At 55.7% G+C, this 17,240-nt stretch carries 20 protein-coding genes; 16 read left to right on the top strand and 4 right to left on the bottom strand.

Features of this window, described 5'->3' with window-relative positions:
- On the bottom strand, positions 1 to 1,162 hold a 1,162-nt coding region (gene dnaE, locus PHW69_06585), incomplete at its 3' end, for a DNA polymerase III subunit alpha (GenBank protein MDD4004856.1).
- 97 nt (positions 1,163 to 1,259) lie between these two features.
- Here dnaE and PHW69_06580 point away from each other — a divergent pair.
- From PHW69_06580 to PHW69_06565, 4 genes are read left to right on the top strand one after another with little or no spacing between them, the layout of a single operon-like run.
- Positions 1,260 to 1,835, top strand: a complete 576-nt coding sequence (locus PHW69_06580; GenBank protein MDD4004855.1) for an NUDIX hydrolase — start codon at positions 1,260 to 1,262, stop codon at positions 1,833 to 1,835.
- Positions 1,832 to 2,827: an NAD-dependent epimerase/dehydratase family protein gene (locus PHW69_06575; GenBank protein MDD4004854.1), complete on the top strand. Its 996-nt coding sequence runs from the start codon at positions 1,832 to 1,834 to the stop codon at positions 2,825 to 2,827. The genes PHW69_06580 and PHW69_06575 overlap by 4 nt, the downstream gene beginning before the upstream one ends.
- 15 nt (positions 2,828 to 2,842) lie before the next feature.
- Positions 2,843 to 3,448 (top strand): HAD hydrolase family protein, encoded by a 606-nt coding sequence (locus tag PHW69_06570; GenBank protein MDD4004853.1) that lies wholly within the window; start codon positions 2,843 to 2,845, stop codon positions 3,446 to 3,448.
- A 34-nt stretch (positions 3,449 to 3,482) separates the two neighbouring features.
- Positions 3,483 to 4,196: a cytochrome c biogenesis protein CcdA gene (locus tag PHW69_06565; protein ID MDD4004852.1), complete on the top strand. Its 714-nt coding sequence runs from the start codon at positions 3,483 to 3,485 to the stop codon at positions 4,194 to 4,196.
- A 49-nt stretch (positions 4,197 to 4,245) separates the two neighbouring features.
- Here the strand turns inward: PHW69_06565 and PHW69_06560 are convergent, their stop codons facing one another.
- The gene (locus tag PHW69_06560; protein ID MDD4004851.1) at positions 4,246 to 5,883 is read right to left on the bottom strand and encodes a hypothetical protein; all 1,638 of its coding nucleotides are present in this window, start codon (positions 5,881 to 5,883) and stop codon (positions 4,246 to 4,248) included.
- 90 nt (positions 5,884 to 5,973) lie between these two features.
- Here PHW69_06560 and PHW69_06555 point away from each other — a divergent pair, with 90 nt between their 5' ends.
- The 12 genes from PHW69_06555 (at position 5,974) to PHW69_06500 (ending at position 15,509) form a co-directional block, all read left to right on the top strand.
- Positions 5,974 to 7,461, top strand: coding sequence for a S41 family peptidase (locus PHW69_06555; protein ID MDD4004850.1), 1,488 nt, complete (start codon positions 5,974 to 5,976; stop codon positions 7,459 to 7,461).
- 65 nt (positions 7,462 to 7,526) lie between these two features.
- Positions 7,527 to 8,126, top strand: coding sequence for a hypothetical protein (locus PHW69_06550; protein MDD4004849.1), 600 nt, complete (start codon positions 7,527 to 7,529; stop codon positions 8,124 to 8,126).
- Between the two features lie 231 nt (positions 8,127 to 8,357).
- Positions 8,358 to 8,864, top strand: coding sequence for a hypothetical protein (locus tag PHW69_06545; GenBank protein MDD4004848.1), 507 nt, complete (start codon positions 8,358 to 8,360; stop codon positions 8,862 to 8,864).
- Between the two features lie 2 nt (positions 8,865 to 8,866).
- Positions 8,867 to 9,358, top strand: a complete 492-nt coding sequence (locus tag PHW69_06540; GenBank protein MDD4004847.1) for a hypothetical protein — start codon at positions 8,867 to 8,869, stop codon at positions 9,356 to 9,358.
- A gap of 15 nt (positions 9,359 to 9,373) precedes the next feature.
- Positions 9,374 to 9,976, top strand: a complete 603-nt coding sequence (locus tag PHW69_06535; protein ID MDD4004846.1) for a hypothetical protein — start codon at positions 9,374 to 9,376, stop codon at positions 9,974 to 9,976.
- 248 nt (positions 9,977 to 10,224) lie between these two features.
- Positions 10,225 to 10,746: a hypothetical protein gene (locus tag PHW69_06530; GenBank protein MDD4004845.1), complete on the top strand. Its 522-nt coding sequence runs from the start codon at positions 10,225 to 10,227 to the stop codon at positions 10,744 to 10,746.
- 568 nt (positions 10,747 to 11,314) lie between these two features.
- Positions 11,315 to 11,692, top strand: a complete 378-nt coding sequence (locus PHW69_06525) for a hypothetical protein (protein ID MDD4004844.1) — start codon at positions 11,315 to 11,317, stop codon at positions 11,690 to 11,692.
- Positions 11,659 to 11,892, top strand: a complete 234-nt coding sequence (locus PHW69_06520; protein MDD4004843.1) for a hypothetical protein — start codon at positions 11,659 to 11,661, stop codon at positions 11,890 to 11,892. The genes PHW69_06525 and PHW69_06520 overlap by 34 nt, the downstream gene beginning before the upstream one ends.
- Before the next feature lie 22 nt (positions 11,893 to 11,914).
- Positions 11,915 to 12,367: a hypothetical protein gene (locus tag PHW69_06515; GenBank protein ID MDD4004842.1), complete on the top strand. Its 453-nt coding sequence runs from the start codon at positions 11,915 to 11,917 to the stop codon at positions 12,365 to 12,367.
- Positions 12,368 to 12,399: 32 nt separating this feature from the next.
- Positions 12,400 to 12,741: a hypothetical protein gene (locus PHW69_06510; protein MDD4004841.1), complete on the top strand. Its 342-nt coding sequence runs from the start codon at positions 12,400 to 12,402 to the stop codon at positions 12,739 to 12,741.
- Entirely contained in the window at positions 12,741 to 13,139 is a 399-nt protein-coding gene (locus tag PHW69_06505; protein ID MDD4004840.1) for a type II secretion system protein, read from the top strand. Before PHW69_06510 ends, PHW69_06505 begins: the two co-directional genes overlap by 1 nt.
- Positions 13,140 to 13,691: 552 nt before the next feature.
- On the top strand, positions 13,692 to 15,509 hold the full coding sequence (locus PHW69_06500; protein ID MDD4004839.1) for a hypothetical protein: 1,818 nt from the start codon (positions 13,692 to 13,694) through the stop codon (positions 15,507 to 15,509).
- Between the two features lie 97 nt (positions 15,510 to 15,606).
- Here the strand turns inward: PHW69_06500 and PHW69_06495 are convergent, their stop codons facing one another.
- Entirely contained in the window at positions 15,607 to 16,581 is a 975-nt protein-coding gene (locus tag PHW69_06495) for a tetratricopeptide repeat protein (GenBank protein MDD4004838.1), read from the bottom strand.
- Positions 16,562 to 17,240, bottom strand: a 679-nt coding sequence (locus PHW69_06490) for a patatin-like phospholipase family protein (protein MDD4004837.1), incomplete at its 5' end; no start/stop codon positions are given. The genes PHW69_06490 and PHW69_06495, both read right to left, overlap by 20 nt.

Genomic DNA, 17,240 nt, shown 5'->3' with positions numbered 1-17,240 from the left:
CAAGCGGATCAACTCTTGTAATATCCAGCGAATAGGACACCAGCGAGCCCGCGCCCGATCCGCGGCCCGGCCCCACCGGCACGCCCATGCCGCGCGCGGCGGCGATAAAATCGCTCACGATCAGAAAATAACTCGGAAACTGCATTTTGTTGATGACACCCAGCTCGAACTCCAGCCGCTGCATATAGTCCGGCGCAATGGTTTCAGTTCCCAGTTTCAGTTTCAGCCCCTTGAGGCACAGCCCGCGCAGATACAGTTCGATGTTGTCGGTTCCGGCGTCAGGCGGCAACGGAAAAACCGGCAGGATGGATTTGCCGTACTCCAGCTTGAACTGGCACTTGTTGGCGATCTCCACGGTGTTTCTGATCGCCTCAGGGCAGAAGGAAAAAAGCTGTTTCATTTCGTCGGCGGATTTGAAATACAGCTCGTGCGTGGTCATTTTAAAACGGTCAGGATCGTCCAGCGCGGAACCGGTGGCTATGCACAGATGCACGTCGTGGGCCTGCCAGTCCGCTTTATGGTGGTAGTGGCAGTCGTTGGTGGCCACGAGCGGCAGGCCCGTCCGGCGGGCCACTTCCAGAATGCCTTCCAGAATCGTTTTTTCCTCGGCAATGCCGTGGTCCATTATTTCAAGATAAAAATTCCCGTCGCCCACAATATCGCGGTACTGCGCGGCAAGCCGGACAGCCTCGTCCAGATTGCCTTTCAAACACGCCTGCGACAGCTGCGACTGCATGCACCCGGACAGCACAACCAGCCCCTCGCCGTGCTGCGCGAGCAGTTCCTTGTCTATCCGGGGCCGGTTGTAAAACCCGTTTAAATACGCCTCGGACAGCATCGCCAGCATGTTCCTGTATCCGGTTTCGTTGCGGGCCAGCACGGTCAGGTGGCTGTTGACGCTGTCGGCTTTTTTGTCCAGCCGGCTGCCGGACGCCTCGTACATTTCGCAACCGATGATCGGGTGAATGCCCACCTCGCGCGCCGCAAAATAAAAATCCACCGCGCCGAACATATTGCCGTGGTCGGTGACCGCCATGGCGCGCACGCCCTGGCCCGCTATCGTCTTAAGGAATTCCGAGGGCTTGCCGCGCCCGCTGTTGATCTTGAGCATGCCGTCCAGCAGCGAAAATTCCGAATGGTTGTGCAGATGTACGAAGTCCATGCCATCCTCTTTTATGAAAGGGCGTATATTAAATATTACGAAATCCGCGCGAATTTTCATAAAATTATTTCATGGGCCAGACCCGCAAGGAGATTTTATGCCGGCAAAAAAACAGCACAGGCTGCTGGAGAAAACCATAAAGAAAAACCCGGTCTATAAAGGTGGCGCGGTGGATTTTTATGTTGATACGGTGGAAATGATAAACGGGAAAACCGCCGCGCGCGAATACCTGAATCACCCGGGCGCGGTGGCGGTGCTGCCGGTGCTTGACACCGGCGAAGTGATTTTGGTCGAGCAATACCGCTACCCCGTCGGCGAAGCTACTCTTGAAATCCCGGCCGGAAAAATGCACCGCGGAACCGACAGCCCGCTCAAACGCGCGCGCGAGGAACTGCGCGAGGAGACCGGCTACACGGCCCGCAAAATCGAAAAACTTACGACTTTCTGGCCCTGCTGCGCGTTTTCCAACGAGGCGCTGCACATCTATATCGCCACGGGGCTTGTGCCCGGCAAGGCCCAGCCGGACGACGACGAGTTTTTAAACGTGCGCAAAATGCCTTTTGAAAAAGCCTGCAGACTGGTCGAAACGGGCAGGCTGAAAGATTCCAAAACCATCATCGCGCTTCAGGCTTGCGCGATAAAACAGCTCAGGCGCGCAGGGCGGACTCCGTGAAACTGCTGATTTTGGGCGGCACAAAATTTTTCGGGCTCGAGTTCGCCGCCGCGCGGGCGCAGGCCGGAGACGACGTGACGGTGTTCTCGCGCGCCTGTCCGGTTTCCGGGCTGCCGCACTCGGTCGCGCAAATCAACGGCGACCGCGAGAACCGCGAAGCGCTGCTTGCGCTCTCGCGCCGGAACTGGGACGCGGTGGTGGACAACATCTGCTACTCGCCAGCACACGCCGAAACCGCCTGCACCGTTTTTTCCGGCCGCACCAGACTGTATGTTTTCACCAGCACCGGCGACGTGCATCTGCCGCTTGAGGGCGCGGCTTCACCCTACACCGAGGAAATGGCGCACAATCTGCCGGCGAAACCCGGGTTCGCCGCGGATCCCGCAAACGCCTACGCCTGGGGCAAATATCAGGCCGAAGCGGTGTTCCTGAAAGCCCGGCTGGCGGTGGACTTTCCGGTCTGTATCGCACGGTTCCCGATTGTAATCGGCCCGCGCGAACCCCGACAGCGCGCGCTTTCCTACTGGCTGAGGCTGGCGGACGGGTTCCCGCTCGTCCTGCCCGACGGCGGCAACTATTACCGCCGCTATATCTATTCCGGCGACTGCGTGCGCGCGCTGTCCGCCGTCATAGACAACCCGCACAAAACCATGTGGGAAACTTTTCATTTCGGCGACTCGGCGCCAATCACTCTGAGGGAATTCATCACCGTCTCGGCGCAGGAACTGAATCTGAAACAGAATGTCGCAAGCGCGCCTTATGAGAAACTTTTGAAACTGGGGTTTGGGCCGGACTGGTCGCCTTTTTTTCATCCGGGACACTATGTCCTGGGCATAACAAAAGCCGAACACGCGCTGGGCTGGCGGTCAACGCCGCTGCGGGACTGGCTCCGCGCCACAGCCGCCGACGAACTCGCCGCCGCAGACCCGCAGCTGCCGCCGCCCGGCTACCGCTCCCGCCAGACCGAGCTTTCAATAATTGATAAACTTTAATGCATGGAGATCCGCATGACCAACGCCGAACTGAAGAAACGAGCCGGAAAAATCAAACTGCTGCTGACTGACGTGGACGGGGTTCTCACCGACGGAAAACTTTATTTTCTGCCGACGCCGCGCGGCGGGTTTGAGGAAGTGAAAGGTTTTTCCGCGCTTGACGGAATAGGCATCATGCAGTTAAAGGCGTTCGGCATATCGTCCGGCATTATAACCGGCCGCAACGCGCAAATTACCGTTGAACGCGCCAAAATGCTGAGCATGAAATACGTGTACATGGGTTTTCTTTCAAAACTGGCTCCGCTGCAGGATTTGCTGCGGCGCGAAAAAATCTCGTCAGAGGAAGTGGCGTATATAGGCGACGACGTGACCGATATCCCCATTATGCGCAAAGTGGGCCTGGCCTGCGCGGCGGCGTCCGCCACAGCTGAAACAAAAAAAACCGCCCATTATGTCACAAAAGCGAAAGGCGGCGAAGGCGCGGCCCGCGAGGTGTGCGACCTTATTCTCAGGCACAAGGGGCTGTGGAAACAGGTAATGGCTCGCGTGGAACAGGCGCGGTGGGATAAAAACAACGCGCGCGGCTTGCTGGTGATAACAGAGTTGCCGGCTGGCCGCTGACCGGATTTCCCCGGCGCGGCGGAGGGTGAAAACCATGCAATACATATACGCTTTTCTGGGCGGACTGACGGCTTTTTTCTCGCCGTGCGTGCTGCCGCTGCTGCCGGGCTACCTGTCGCTCGTAGGCGGGGTGTCGTTCGAAGACCTGCGCCACGGCGATTCGACCCGGGAAACAATGATGCGCACGGGTTTCTGCTCCGTGTTTTTCACGCTGGGCTTCTCGGCGGTTTTCGTTCTGATGGGCGGCTCGGCCACGGCGGCTGGGCAGTTCCTGTTCAGGAACAGCGGCGTGATTTCAGCAGTTTCCGGCTGGCTGCTGGTACTGTTCGGGCTCCATTTGACCGGGCTGGTGAACTTTAAATTCCTGATGTATGAAAAACGCCTTCAGCTCAGCCGGTTCAAGCCAGGCTATGCGGGCGCGTTCTTTATGGGCATGGCTTTCGCGGCGGGCTGGAGCCCGTGCATCGGGCCGATACTGGCAGGGTTTCTGGCGCTGGCGGCGTCTTCCTCGACCGCGTGGCACGGCATGGCGCTGCTGGCCTGTTTCTCGGCGGGGCTGGCGTTGCCGTTTATCGCCGCCGGGTTCGCTTCGGGCCGGGCGCTGGCGCTGCTCGCGAAATATAAAAAACTGGTGCGCTACAGCTGCGCGGCGGCCGGGATTTTCCTTATGCTGATAGGGCTGGCTCTGATTTTCCGGGACAGATTCCTTTTCCTGCGCGGCTTTATTCCCGTTTCCTCAATTTTCTAAGCCGCGCATTGCGCGTGGCGCAAGACCAGCACGGTATGCGCCGGCGGCTTCATATCCACGGATACCGGTAATCTATTTCCGACGACTGCGCATACAGCAGCGCGCCCACTATGTGCAGCGGACGTGCCAGCCGCGCAAAACCATAATCACAGTGATATTGAAAACCGTTGACGCTGGTCGGGTCGTTAAGCACAAACCCCGCGCGGGCATCCTTGGCGAAAAAGCTGTACCGCCCGCTCAGTTTCCCGCCAAGATTTCCGAAAAGCCGCCTGGCGAAAAGCATTACGGGATGATCGTCTTTTATGACGAACGATTCCTGTCCGTCGCTGTCTGAAAACCGCCAGCGCCTGCCGAACAGCTTGCCCGCGGTGCGGCGCAGCCGCCCGACTTCCTTGCCCTTGCCGTCTGAAAACAAAACCGAGCCGCCAAAAGGGCGGGCCTGCAGGACAAGCAGATCATCCTTGTCATAAATGAAAAGTTTCTGGCTTGAAACCATGCGCTTGAACAGGCTCCATATCAGCACCAGCAAAAACGGCAGTTCCGGCAGCGACAGCACCAGTCCGCCAAGCGGCATCTCCGCCAGCCGGGCGGTAAAACCGGCCCAGCCAGGAGTGGCGGCGCACAGGCTCCAGACCGCATGCAAAACCAGTATTCCGTACACCCCGAAAACCAGACCGCCGTGCCCGTGGCTTTCAAACCGGGCTTTAAGTATCTGTCCGTGCCGGCTGCGGATCCGATACAAAATCCCCTCGTCGCCAGTGCCGCGCACCACGGTAAACGGGAAAAACCAGTCGGGCGGCGGATCCTTGGGCGGAGGGCTGAGTTTCGGATAGCCGAGCGGACGCGAAAAAACCAGCAGCCCTGTCAAGCCTATCAGCCACACCGCCAGGCCCACAATGGCTATGCCGGGAGAAAGCGCGCGCCTTTGCAGGAACGGTTTGACCTTGAATCTGCCCGCCAAAGCGGTTTGCCTGGCCGCTCGCGTGCGGGATTTAAGCAGCATGTCGAGCTTGTCCGGCATGACAGTCGTAACCGGCGGGCCAAGCCCGCGGCGCTGCTGGATGACGATATCCCGTTCAGCTGTCACCGGCGCGGCCACGCTTGTGGAAACCGGCACCGGTTCCGCGGAAGGTGCGACAGGCTCAGCGGCTACCTGCGGTTTGCGGGATTTTTTTGCTCTTTTAACCGGTTTCACGGGTTCGGGCGCAACAGCCACCCGGATCTCCCGCGGCTTCACCTTCTCGCCCGGAGAACGGATTGACCAGACCAGTTCCTCAAGCGCGGCGGAATCAAGGTTGCGGCCCTCAAAATCAAAAGACTTGCCGGCATAAGTGAAGATCCCGATGATGTAATTGTCAGAGCCGACGGAATAAAGCGTGTAATGGAACCGCGCCGCGCCGTGAATGTCAAGCGATACTATGATCCCGTCCGGCCGCGCGCCTTTGGCGCGCACGCCTTCAAGCGCTTCTTCCAGCCTCATTTTCAGGTACCGCTCGCTGAGTTCGTCTGCGCGCCGGATCAGCGAAATCGAATTGTTGCCGGACGCAATGGAAAGAATATTGTCCGGGTCATCTTTTTTGACGGTTTTCCAGTTGCCGGCGACATCGAGTTCCAGTTCGTTTTCGCTGGTTTTATAACTGGCGGCAAAAACCTGCGCGCCGGCAAGCGCCAGAAAAAGAACTGCCATCAATTGTCGTAATTTCCGCATTATATGTAGTATATCATCAATTTGTGCGCCGTTCAAAGCCTTACTTCGGTAATATGCTATGATGAAAATATGCGCGCACTATATGTTGCGGTTCAACTTTTTGCCCTTTTCTGCGTTCCCTCGGCAGCGAACGAATGGCAGGATTATGCGCGGCGCGACCTGAAATTTATATATAAAACGATCGCCGACAACCACCCCGGACCCAAAGACCGCGAAAACCCCTGGTTCCGGCGGTACCTGAATTCCGGCTACAAAAAAGCGGAAAAAGATATCGCGGTGATAAAAAACCATACCGATTACAAAGCTCTTCTGCGCCGTTACGCCGGCGGATTTAAAGACGTGCATATTTCACTCATGTTCCGGCCTTACAGCGGATATACGATGTGGCCGGGTTTCATCATAGAGAAGCAGGACGGCGAATACCGGGTAATCGAAGTTGAACCGGAAGCGACGATCCCCGGCGCGCTGCCCGAGAAAGGCTGGACGCTGCGTTCATGCGACGGACTTACGCCCGGCGAGATAATGAAAAAACACATTTTTCCGTTCAGCTCCGCGAAATCGAACCTGCCTGCGGAATGGACCGTGTACTCACGCGAGCTGCTGCTGTACGCGCCCAACGCCTGGAAACCGATGTATCAGGAATGCGTGTTTTCCGACGGCCGGAAAGAAACCGCTCTTCCGCTCTCGTATCGCACGATCACCCTTGACAATCTCAAGACGAAAACGGATTACAAACGCGACCCGCTGGAAGTGACAACCCCGGCCGACGGCATCGTCTGGATAACGCTTCCGAGTTTCGCGTTAGACCCCGCCGGCGAAATCAAAATGCGCGCGATCATCGCTTCCATGCCGCAGTACCGCGGCGCGAAATATGCGGTGTTTGACGTACGCGGAAACAGCGGCGGCAGTTCGGTATGGGGCAATGAACTGATCGAAAGCCTGTACGGCTCCGGGTTTACGAATTACCTGCGCCGGCAGACAACCGGTCTGAAGCCCGTTTATGCGGAATTCAGGGCTTCCCGCGAAAATCTTCAATACCTGACCAATGAAATGATCCCGGCCGTAAAAAAAGCGTACGGCACCAACAGCATTTTCCTGAAACAGTTCACCGCATCCGCCAAGAACATGGCCGTTGCGCTCAAGCACGGCCGCGCCTTCGCGCGAAAAGGCGAAACGGCTGATTTTGCCGGATCGCCGCAGCCGGCCGCCGCGCCCGGCACGGCTTCCAGCGCGCGCGCCGTTATTCTGATCGACGGCAAATGCATCAGTTCCTGCCTGAGTTTTGTGGATCTGGCCAGCCGCCTTCCGGACGCCGTGCTGGCCGGCCAGCCCACAAACGCCGACACCAATTACACGGAACTGCGCGAAAAACGGCTCCCGAGCGACATAGGCATACTGATGTTCGCCATAGCGGTATACCGCAACCGCACGCGTTCGAGCGATTTTTATTACAGTCCGCAATATCTCTGGGAGAAATCAATAGACGAAAGCGCGGCGGTGCGTGAATGGATTTTGAAAGAAGTCATCCCTGACCTGCATAAGCAAAATCCTTCTTGACGCAAGCGCGTTATGGAGGTATCATATCCAGATATCCTGTTCCGAAAAATTTCCGGGAGGAACATATGGGCAAACGAGGTCTGACTTTACTGGAGCTTGTAATCGCATGCGCCATAATGGCGTTCTCCAGCGTTGTGTTTTTCAAGTTCATGGCATCGTCCAAACAGCTGACGCGCAGCACCGAATATGACTACACCGCCGTCAATCTGCTGCGGGAACTTGTCGAATGGGGCTCCACGGTATCAAGCACCAGACAGCTTATCCAGCAGCTTACCTGCGCAGCCGCCAACAACGGCACGGTCTATTGCCAGGGCTCCACACCGACCGTTGACGGCTATCCGGCAAACACCTGGTATGGCAATGTGTACGCCAGCCTGCCCCAGATATACTGGCCATTCACGGCCCTGACTGTAACTCCCGGCGCTTACTATATGTATAACTCGCAATTGCTTCCGAAAGCCGTGCCGACCAGCCTGAGTATGTATTATATCAGCACGGCGAGTTCGTATTATACGGCGACGCAAGTAACCGTTTCCATGCGCTGGCAGGACGTGCCGAACGGGCCCTGGCGCTATAAAGAACTTTCCGTAATCCCGCTGTCGCTTGTCAACGACCAGTTTACATTGGATGTGACGACTTTCAACTGGGAAAAACTGCCCTCTTAGGAAGATTTCCGGGCAGGAATAACCTGTTTGGATTATTGACTGAACAGAATTGCAGGGTTATGCTAGCATAGCAGTACCGTGACAAACCGAAAAGGAAAATGGTGCAGTATTTAAACTTCTTCGCAAAGGTTTGTCTATTGTGCAGAAAACCGGTTTCGATTGAGGAGTTGAAAATCGTATATGCACAAAGCAGAGGAATCTGCAGTTAAAACTTCCTTTTTAGGGGGCAATATGAACAGGAAAGGTTTATGTCTGGCGGAGTTTCTGATTGCGTTGGGCCTGCTTGCGGGCATGGCCATAACAGCCAGCGCCGTATCAATGTATGTCGCCAATACGAGCGCGAAGATTGACAAAAGCATCATGCCCATCACCGAAGCCAATCTCGCTGCGGAAGCCGTAGTGCAGCGCGTCAAACGCGCTGCAAAATATTCCGGAAGCGATTATTTTGCGGTCAGCAGCGATAATCGCACTGTGCTTTACAAAAATTCGCGGGGCACAGTGACCGAAGAATTCTCGTTCGTCGGCGACCAGTTGCGGTACCGGCCCGACACCACTTCTTCGGCTTATGACGTGGTGCTCAACGGCGTTGACAACCTGAAATTCATTCAAGACGGGAAACGGCTGTCCGTGCAGATCACGATGCAGTCAGCCGCGGCTTCGACCGCCGGCGCCAAGCCAAGCGTATGCACCGGCGTGTTCCCCGTAAACACCACATCGAGCAGAGGCACCATCAATTAGTAATGATCGCACAGAAAGCGGCAAAGAACCGGGGCTATGCCCTGATGATGGTTCTGGGAATGGTAGCTCTTATGGCGTCCACTATCGCGTGTCTAAGCATTCTGACACGCGGTAGGCTGGACGATTTGCAGTTGACGCTGGACCGCACAACGGCGTATTATCTCTGCGAGAGCGCCGCCAGCATCGCGGTTTTAGACATACGCTACGGAAATGTCAGCACCACGCCGCCCGCAGGTTTCGTATACAATTCAAGCGAGAAATCGGTAACGCGGACCGTTAATATAACCATCGGTTCGCAGTATGGCTTTGACACCTCCACCGCACGGACTTATCCTGTCCGGTATGTGGTTACAAAACCGAGCGGGGTGTGGAGCATCAAAACAAGCGTTTCCTCACCGTTCGGAGCAGGCTACAGATATACACTGCATGTCGGCGGAAAACGGGCGTTTCCGTTCTTCATAAAGGAAATGGGAGCCGGCCTGGGCGGGATGTAGAAGCGGAAGATTATCGTGACAATGGGAAAACGCGGGCTTACCTTATTGGAGATTGTCATAGCAAGCGCCATAATGGCGTTCTCCAGCGTTGTGTTTTTCAAGTTCATGGCCTCTTCCAAACGGATAAGCCAGGGAACCACTTACGACTATACCGCCGTAAACATCCTCCGGGATCTGCTGGAGTGGGGTTCATCCATCACTTTCGCGCATGCGTTCCAACAGAAATACCAGTATTACGGGGCAACCAACGCGGAAGGCGCGACTTATGCGTTATGGAATGTCTGCAGTTCCCGAGGCACGTCAAACAGCACAGGGTACGCGAAGAAAATATGGACCTATTTTTACGGTCCGAACTACGGGCCTTTCGATATGCTCGGCGATATCGGTCCGCTGACGAAGAACCTGGTGCCGATAGCTGCGCCGTATTCGGTGAAGATTTACTATGAAACGGCCCCCAACCCGGCTTTTTATAACGCATTCCAGCAATATGTCAAAATCTACTGGCAGGACGTTCCCGACGGGCCTGTACGGTCGCGCGAATTATCCCTGATCGCGCTCTCCCATGTTAACGACCAGCTGCATCTTGAGCTTGCGGAATTTGATTGGGAACAAGAATAAAAAGATGCGCAAAATCGCGATTTTTATCCATTGACAGACAGGCGGGCGGATGTTATACTATCAATGGATTGAAGCAGATGAAGAAACGATCCGAAATAGCCGTTGCGCTTTTTGTTTGTCGGGGCAAGCGCCTTCCACGAACTTTTTGTCGGACTTACCCGGGAAGGATAAAGCCCGTTGACATTTGAGCGAACCGGAGTAATGAAACCGCAAAAGCGGTAATCTAATGAGTTTGTTCAGGGGGCAATATGAACAGGAAAGGTTTATGTCTGGCGGAGTTTCTGATTGCGTTAGGCCTGCTTTCGGGCATGGTCATAACAGCCAGCGCCGTTTCGATGTATGTATCGAAGACCGGCGCGAATATTGACAAGAGCATTTTACCCGTTACCGAGGCGAATCTCGCCGCCGAAGCCATTGTGCAGCGCATCAAACGCGCTCCGAGATATTCCGGCAACGAGTGCTTTGCGATAACCAATAGCAATAAAACCGTCACTTACAGAGATGCGTCAAACAGCCGGACCGAAGAGTTTGCGCTGGTCGGGGATCAGCTGCGGTACCGGCCCGACACCCGGTCGACTGCATATGATGTGGTTTTGAACGGAGTGAACAACGTGCAGTTCAGCAATGACACGCGGCGTTTATCGGTCGCTATTACGATGAACTCCGTCAGCGCAACCGGAGAAAAGCCCGTAGTGCGCACCGGGGTGTTCCCTCTGACTACGGTTACTGCTTCCGGAGCCGGAATTACGGTGCGGGCCAGCTGTAACTAGCAATGAGAACAGGTTTAATGAGGAACCGCCGCGGCTATGCATTAATGCTGGTTCTCGGAATGGTAGCTCTCATGGCATCCACGATCGCGTGTCTAAGTATTCTGACACGCGGTCGTGTTGATGATCTGCAATTAACACTTGATCGCACAACCGCATATTACCTTTGTGAAACCGGGGCAAGCACGGCGATAATGGCCATACGGAACCGCCAGATATACAGAAACTGCCCAGGCTACAACGCTTCCACAAAAAAAGTCACGAAAACATTTACGTTTAGAGTGACAAACGCTTATTCAGGCCGCTATAAGGACTATACGATAACATATGTGGTTTCGCAGGTATCGGGACAATGGCATATTGAAGCAAGCACGGATTCACCTTACGGGATGGGGTACCGGTACACCCTGATTATTGGTGGAAAACGGGCATTTCCGTTTTTTATAAAAGAGATGGGTCCCGGTTTGGGCGGAATGTAGCGCTCTATTCATTTTTCCTGACTTTCGACAGTGGCCAAAGTCTTTTTGATGCAAACGGAGCCGTACACGGGGGCTCTTTTAAGGAGATAGCAATGAAAAAATCCATTACATGGCTGTATCTGCTACTTTTTCTGGGCGGTATAGTTGGCGGGCTGTTTTTCCGGCATAATACCGCAATGGCATCCGCACCTATCGGCAGTGACGGCAATTTCAGCGACCGAACCGGCGCAGAAACCACCGCCAGCGTGTGGTATGATGAACGCTGGCGCGCCGCGAGCGCGATAGTTACCAGCCTGTCCGGCTACAAAACCATGAGCGAAGCTTCCCTGTTGGCAGGCCAGACGTCTTTTCAGGCGACAGGCAACACCGTCGCAGGCGTGCTTGAAAACAACAGCGGCTGGGGCATCACACTTCAGCCTAAAATGGTCGTGACACAATGGCGAGTAACCGGACATATTCACTTCCAGTAAAACTGGCGATCGGGCTGCTGTGCCTGGGCACAGGGTTCGGGGTGGGCTGGCTGTCCCGTTCCGCGTGGCAAAAACGGCCGGATGTGCCGCCGCAGGCCGTTGGAGCGTTACGCCGGCAGGCGATAAGCAAAGCCGTAAAGAGCGGGTCAGACCGCTACGAGTTCACTACTACATTCATGCCGCCGATGGGACAGCAATAGCGGCTACCGAAGGAATAACAGTATGAAATCAAAATTATTGCTTGGCTTGCCGGTTATTTTCTGCCTGCTGGTGACGATGCCGACCGTTTCGTTCGGCGATAATATCGCCACCGCGTTTTACAGCACTCACCCGATCGTCGCCGACAGCTATGGCATCGGAGCATGGTGTGATGAAGGAATTTTCTCCACTTATTTTTACAATTTGACAAAAAGCGTGGCCACACGCCAGGTGGTTGTGGAAACGCTCAACGAAGACGGCACCACGACAACCTCGATCGCAACCGAAGATACTGCCTACAATTACTACTACAGCAAAGTCGCGACGCCAGCTATGGCCGAAAGCAATTTCCGGGTGGCGACAAGCACGCCGAACGCACCCACATCCGTGTCAGTCCCGCCCGATCTGGTCGTAACGGAATGGCGGATAACCGGGCATATGCATTTTTCATCGCAATATGAGGATTCATTCGAATAACTAAGACAACAGAACGGCCAAGGAGCATTAAAATGAAATTCAAGACTATAATTTTCGCACTGGCGGTAACCGCCGCCGCGTTGATTTACCCGGCTGTCACATTCGGCGATAATATAACAACAGCGCCATCTGATAAAAACGCCACCAACATCGGTTCGTGGAACGACGAATTCTGGCAGGCATACGCCGTCTACCGGCTGGTTCCCTACTCGACAGACGGCGAATATTATTATGAATACCGCCTGCTGACGGATCTACTTACCGTTGCGTTCACCCCGACGACTTACGCACGGGGAAAAGTCGCCCTGACACCTGATGTGGTGGTGGTGGAGTGGCGGCTTTCCGGGCATATACACTTCGTGTCAGGATTATAATGAACAACCGGTTAACAAAAAAAGCAGGGATGACCCTGTTGGAGATTCTGGTTGTCGTGATATTGTCGGCGATCATGCTTTCAATCGGGATCAGCAGTTTAAGCTCGTCTTCCAACAAAGCTAAAGAAAGAGAAGCCTATGCCCGGGCGCAGCTTATCTGGCACGCTGAAAAACGGCAATTTGCGTTTAAAGGAGCCTATCAGGCGCTGGAAATGGACGATGACACAAACTGGATTCTTCTTGGAATGAAAAATTTCAACAAAGAGGACCGGCATTACACTTACGAGCTGATTACCGGCAATCAGGGCGGCATAGCGTCATTCACTCTTACTGTCACCAAACGGAACGATACCCACGGCTTCAAGCTGGACTCGCTCTTCGTCCGCACCGATTTTTAATCCGGGTTCCGGGTACGCCGTGACAACATGAAACAGCATCCCGGACGATGCGCTTCTGAACGCAAAAATTCTTACAAGTGAATATGATTGTTTTTTAAACGGCATACGATCGCCAAATGATGTCAGCTCCGTGCGAAATGAACTCGCACGGAGTTTTTTTATGAACCGCCCTGCGGCAAGACCACGCGACAGCCAAGTTTGATCCCGCTCATAACATCCTGCGGGCCCGGCAAGCAATAAAATAGCCGGCAGGCCGCAGGCAGGCAACTGCGGCATGTAACACTGCCGGCAGGCCGGACAAGTTTGCGGCAAAAGAAGCGCCCGGCGCTGGCCGGAAATGGTTCGCCCGGGCTTAACTCTCCGCATACTCCGCGGCGGCTTCAGTATCGCCGACACATGAAACTCCCCCCGCTTGCGCAGGGTTACACACTCCATCCACCTGCTTGAGCCATGCCGTGTCGGCAATCATTATGCCGTGCCGGCCAACGCCGGGTTGTGCGAGCGGAATTTATAAATTTATTATCATCGGGAAAATTTGGCTATAATTAGTGCATGTCCGGTTACCATAAGAAACTGCTCGCGTTATGTGTGCTCGCCTCTTTGGGCTTCGCGCTGGCGACAGTGCCGGTGCGAACGGCATTGTGGTCGCGCGCGTCCGACACCGCCATAAATCCCGCCCACGATCCCGACGTATGGCTGCGCCTGCTAAAAGCCGAGCAGGTTCACGAGAAACGGAATTTCGGGGAACACCTCGTTGCCGACATTGCACCCCCGGCCGGGCTTTATATCCACTGGACCGCGCCGGTAGACGCGCTCCTGCTGGCGGGCGCGCATTTTTTTGCACAGGACAAAGGCCTGCGCCCCGCGCTGCTTCAATGGAGCAGATGGTATCCAGCCGTATTATTCGCCTTGTTCGTCTGGGCGGTGCTGGCATGCATGGTGTATATGCGTCTGCCGCCAGGCGCGCTGTTTTTTGCGCTTGGAGCAGCTCTTTTAAACCCGTTTTTAGCGCCGCTTTTCATGCCGGGCAATGTTGATCATCATAATATCCAGGCGGTTGTGGCGGCGGCACTGGCGGCGGTCGTGATAAGGATATTCCGGAAACCTGATCGCCTGCTGTTTGCGCTGGCTGGCGCACTGACAGGTCTGGGAGTGTGGATCAGCGTGCAGTTCCTGCTGGCCGCGGCGTTGGCTTCGGCGGCATTGCTGATATGGTGGCCTTACGCGGTTGCGCGTTATGCCAGCCGGCTTGCCATTATGCCGGCCTGCGCGGCTATAGTTATTGCGGGCGCGCTGGCCATAGAATATCCCGCCGCAGCCGTGTTTACTGCGGAATATGACATGGTATCCATAGCGCATTTTGCGCTGTTTGCCGGGCTGGGCTGCGCTATCGCGCTGGCCGGCGCATGCACCTGGCGGCTAAACTCGCCAGCCGCGCGCGCCATTGCACTTGCGGGCCTGTGCTGCGCGGCCGGACTGGTATTGCACAGACTGTTCCCCGGTCTTTTTGTGCCGCCGCTGCTGCCGGAATTTGTCCGGCAGGTTTCCGGAACGGAGAACGGCAGCTATTACGAGTCAATTGCCGAATGCCTGCCGGTTTGGAAAGCGTTCCCGATATCCATTCAGCTGATCTTTTGGCTGGAGTTTCTGGCCGCAGGTGCGGTTGCTGTGTATTATGCCGTGAAAAGCGAAGCCTCTGCGCGGGCAGGCTGGCGGTTTATCGCCGCGTTCTGCATCGTCGCGGGACTGCTGACCGCGCGCGAATTCAGATGGTTCACCTACAGCGTGCCGTTTTTCATAATACCCGGCGCCGCGCTTTGCGAACTGCTGGGCAACCGGCTGCGCGGCAAGCTGCCTCCAAAACGCGGTTTGGTTGACTGGGGCTTTGTCGGATCAGGGCTGGGCGCACTGTTTCTGGTGTGCATAATGCCGCTGCTCACGCTTCTCCTTCCGCGCGAGCAAACCAATACAGCCGATAAAACTGAAAGTTCAATGATCCGCGAAATCGAGAACGGCACAATCGCCAAAGCGCTTGGATCCCAACCAGCAACAGTGCTGGTGTCGCCCGGGCTGGCGCCGCTGCTGGTCTTTTGGACACCTCATAAAGCCGTGTTCGGCAACTATCACCGCATCCCGGCCGCGCTGAAAATTTACACGGATTTTTTAAACGCCGCGTCACCTCAAGCGGCGCTCGCCGCCGCCCGGGCCGGCAATATCGAGGCACTGTTTATCAGCCCCGGCTCAACCTTGCTGCCGGGCAACCAGAAATTCGCCGCCGCGCTCGCGCGCGGCGAAATACCCGACTGGCTCGAGCCGGTTCCCGGTTACGAAAACAAAAACGGAATTTTACTGCTGCGGGTTAACTACTGATCCTCGTCCGGCAGCCGCGCCGGAATCCGGCTTAAATAATACCGGGAACGATACTCCCCCTGCGGATACGGATTATAAAACGCGAGACCAGCCGACGTCAATGTTTCTGCGCCAAACCGGCTGCCTCAAGAAGTCTGCCGGCGGACCGGCTGATAAAAGTGTCGTCCCGCGAACCGGCAAGCTCAGCCAGCGTCACGCGCGCTTTGTCCCGCTGGCCGGCCTTTAAGTACACAAGCCCGGCGGTCCATTTAATAAGCGCATCGTCAGGATATTTGCCGATGAGAGTATCGGCCAGCGGCACCGCCAGCTCAAGTTTCCCGAATTGCGACAGCCACATCAGCCGGAACGATTCAATATCGCTTCGTCCGCCCGACAAGGCCGACGCGCTTTCAATACTGCGCAACGCCGCCTCCTGATTGCCGTGCTCGAACTGTATGCGCGCCAGCAGAAACCAGATATCGGGATCGGCGCGGTTAAGCGACAGCGCATTAAGCGCTTCGGTTTCCGCGCCCAGCAGATTGCGCTGCCGGAACAGGCAATCGGAATAAGCGTAGCGCATGCCGTAGTTTCCGCCGGAAGAATCTATCGCGGATTTGTAGTGTCTGGCGGCGGAAACCAGATACCCCGTCTTCATATAAGTGCGCGCGATTCCCAGATTGGCCGTCACATTTTCCGGGTCCAGCTTGAGCGCGGTGGTGTACACCGCCAGCGATTGCGGATAAAGCGCGAGTTTGTAATACAGCGCGCCCAGCCTCAGCAAAAGCTGCGAACTTTTCGGATGCAGCTGCACGGCCAGCCGGTAGGTGGTAAGCGCCTCGCCGTAATTATGCAGCGCCTCATAACTCGCGCCCAGCCCGATATAAGCGCCGGCTTCTATATCGGAATCCGGCCGGGTGGCGATTATCCGGTCAAACTCCGCCGCCGCATAAATATAATTGCCTGCCAGATAACTGTTTTTGCCGGCGCGCAGCTCGCTTTCCTCGCGGCGCGGACCGGACACGCACCCGCAGCCCAGCATCAGCAGCGCGGCCGGAACCGCCAGAAAAAACCGCCTACCGGGCATACGCCCCATAAATACTGTCCATTGAAAAAAGCATGACATTGTCTTTGGCTTCATCTATATGCCTGTACGCTTCTTCCAGCCCGGTACGGCCGGCGTAATAAGCCTTTTCAAACGCCACGAAATTTATATGCCCGACAGGCGGGCGCAGAATGAAATTAGAATCCCTGATTTCGTCCTGCACCAGAATCGAGCCGCGCACATCCATCACCTGCATAAGGTACGCGTACACGGTATTGAAAGAGGTTTTTGAAAGATCGCCCTGGATCAGGCTGGTGAACACCCAGTCCGCGCCCATTTTTTTAGCCACGTCAACCGGCACATTGTCTATCACGCCGCCGTCCACCAGTTCGTAATGCCGGTAGCGCACAGGCTCGAACATGCCCGGTATGTTCATGCTGGCGCGCACGGCCAGCCCTACGTCGCCGTCCTCAAACACCACTTTTGCGCCGGTCCTGATATCCATGGCCACGCAGGCGAACGGAATCCTCAGATCGCTAAACTGCATGTCGCCAATGCTGGTGTTGATAAAATCCTCCATTCTGCTGGAGGAAAACAGCCGTTCCGCCGTAATCAGCCGGATCAGGCCAATCGCGTTCACGTCGTTCGTGGCGTACCGCAGCGACGCTTTCCGCCCGATATCCCATAACTTTTCCACCGACATGCCCGAC

The sequence above is a fragment of the Elusimicrobiaceae bacterium genome (assembly GCA_028700325.1).
Lineage (GTDB): Bacteria > Elusimicrobiota > Elusimicrobia > Elusimicrobiales > Elusimicrobiaceae > JAQVSV01.
Note: the sequence above shows the minus strand (reverse complement) of the source record. Positions and strands in the feature narration are given on the sequence as shown.

Bases quoted from the DNA above. Each gene is read 5' to 3' on its own strand.
- PHW69_06520 (MDD4004843.1), top strand. From the start codon at position 11,659: ATGGCGAGTAACCGGACATATTCACTTCCAGTAAAACTGGCGATCGGG.
- PHW69_06495 (MDD4004838.1), bottom strand. From the start codon at position 16,581: ATGGGGCGTATGCCCGGTAGGCGGTTTTTTCTGGCGGTTCCGGCCGCG.
- PHW69_06560 (MDD4004851.1), bottom strand. From the start codon at position 5,883: ATGGCAGTTCTTTTTCTGGCGCTTGCCGGCGCGCAGGTTTTTGCCGCC.
- PHW69_06525 (MDD4004844.1), top strand. From the start codon at position 11,315: ATGAAAAAATCCATTACATGGCTGTATCTGCTACTTTTTCTGGGCGGT.
- PHW69_06555 (MDD4004850.1), top strand. From the start codon at position 5,974: ATGCGCGCACTATATGTTGCGGTTCAACTTTTTGCCCTTTTCTGCGTT.
- PHW69_06565 (MDD4004852.1), top strand. From the start codon at position 3,483: ATGCAATACATATACGCTTTTCTGGGCGGACTGACGGCTTTTTTCTCG.
- PHW69_06545 (MDD4004848.1), top strand. From the start codon at position 8,358: ATGAACAGGAAAGGTTTATGTCTGGCGGAGTTTCTGATTGCGTTGGGC.
- PHW69_06540 (MDD4004847.1), top strand. From the start codon at position 8,867: ATGATCGCACAGAAAGCGGCAAAGAACCGGGGCTATGCCCTGATGATG.
- PHW69_06580 (MDD4004855.1), top strand. From the start codon at position 1,260: ATGCCGGCAAAAAAACAGCACAGGCTGCTGGAGAAAACCATAAAGAAA.
- PHW69_06530 (MDD4004845.1), top strand. From the start codon at position 10,225: ATGAACAGGAAAGGTTTATGTCTGGCGGAGTTTCTGATTGCGTTAGGC.
- PHW69_06550 (MDD4004849.1), top strand. From the start codon at position 7,527: ATGGGCAAACGAGGTCTGACTTTACTGGAGCTTGTAATCGCATGCGCC.
- PHW69_06515 (MDD4004842.1), top strand. From the start codon at position 11,915: ATGAAATCAAAATTATTGCTTGGCTTGCCGGTTATTTTCTGCCTGCTG.
- PHW69_06570 (MDD4004853.1), top strand. From the start codon at position 2,843: ATGACCAACGCCGAACTGAAGAAACGAGCCGGAAAAATCAAACTGCTG.
- PHW69_06510 (MDD4004841.1), top strand. From the start codon at position 12,400: ATGAAATTCAAGACTATAATTTTCGCACTGGCGGTAACCGCCGCCGCG.
- PHW69_06505 (MDD4004840.1), top strand. From the start codon at position 12,741: ATGAACAACCGGTTAACAAAAAAAGCAGGGATGACCCTGTTGGAGATT.
- PHW69_06500 (MDD4004839.1), top strand. From the start codon at position 13,692: ATGTCCGGTTACCATAAGAAACTGCTCGCGTTATGTGTGCTCGCCTCT.